Here is a 1,414-nt window from a genome sequence, read left to right as displayed (position 1 = left end):
GGCTCTTTGTCAACTGTAGTGGGTTGAAGAAAAGCTAAGCTCTAGAAAGGACAGATTTAGTCCTTTCTTTTTTGATATTTAGAGCTATAAAAATCCGTTTTTTGAAGTTTTCGAAGTTCCGAAAACCAAAGGCATTTCGTTTGATAAGTTTGATAAGATTATTGGTTGCTTCCAGTTTAGCGTTTGAATAGGGGAATTGAAGGGCGTTGACGATTTTCTCTTTGTCCTTGAAAAAGGTTTTAAAGACAGTCTGAAAAAGAGGATGAACCTGCTTTAGATTGTCCTTAATGAGTCCGAAAAATTTGTCAGCTTCCTTATTCTGAAAGTGAAAAAGTAAGAGTTGATAGAGATTATAGTGGTGTTTTAAGTCTTCTGAATAGCTCAAAAGCTTGTCTAGAATCTCTTTATTTGTTAAGTGCATACGAAAAGTAGGGCGATAAAAACGTTTCTCACTGAGTTTCCGACTATCTTGTTGGATAAGTTTCCAGTAACGCTTGATAGCCTTGTATTCATGGGATTTTCGATGATACTGATTCATGATTTGGACACGCACACGACTCATGGCACGGCTAAGATGTTGTACAATGTGAAAGCGATCTAGAACGATTTTAGCACACGGAAAAAGCTGTTTAGCCAAGTCATAATAGGGACTAAACATATCCATAGTAATAATTTTCACTCGACATCGGACAGCTCTATCGTATCGAAGAAAGTGATTTCGGATGACAGCCTGTGTTCTACCTTCAAGAACAGCGATGATACTGAGATTATCAAAATCTTGTGCAATGAAACTCATCTTTCCTTTTGTAAAGGTATATTCGTCCCAAGACATAATCTCAGGAAGGCGAGAAAAATCAGGCTTAAAGTGAAAGTCATTGAGCTTGCGAATGACAGTTGAAGTTGAAATAGACAACTGATGAGCAATATCAGTCATGGAAGTTTTTTCAATCAGCTTTTGAGCAATCTTTTGGTTGATGATACGAGGTATTTGGTGATTTTTCTTGACGAGAGAGGTTTCAGCGACCATCATTTTAGAGCACTGATAGCACTTAAAACGGCGTTTTCTAAGGAGGATTCTAGTAGGCATACCAGTCGTTTCAAGGTAAGGAATCTTAGACGGTTTTTGAAAGTCATATTTCTTCATTAGGCTTCCGCAATCAGGACAAGATGGGGCCTCATAGTCTAGTTTAGCGATGATTTCCTTGTGTGTACCCTTATTAATGATATCTATAATTTGGATATTAGGGTCTTTAATATCGAGTAGTTTTGTGATAGAATGTAATTGTTCCATATGATTCTTTCTAATGATAGTTTGGTCGCTTTTCATTATAGATCTTATGGGACTTTTTTTCTACACAAAAATAGGCTCCATAATATCTATAGGGGATTTACCCACTACAAATATTATAGAGCC

At 36.7% G+C, this 1,414-nt stretch carries 1 protein-coding gene; it reads right to left on the bottom strand.

The genetic code is table 11. The annotated features are described in order from the left end of the window. Nucleotides 1-34 precede the first annotated feature (34 nt). Nucleotides 35-1,291 (bottom strand): ISL3 family transposase, encoded by a 1,257-nt coding sequence (locus QP439_RS08880; protein ID WP_261447052.1) that lies wholly within the window; start codon nt 1,289-1,291, stop codon nt 35-37. Between the last annotated feature and the right edge of the window lie 123 nt (nt 1,292-1,414).

The organism is Streptococcus sp. UMB1203 (genome assembly GCF_030217725.1).
In the GTDB taxonomy this organism is placed as follows: domain Bacteria; phylum Bacillota; class Bacilli; order Lactobacillales; family Streptococcaceae; genus Streptococcus.
The sequence above is the reverse complement of the archived record's forward strand: the minus strand, read 5'-3'. Positions and strand labels throughout refer to the sequence as shown.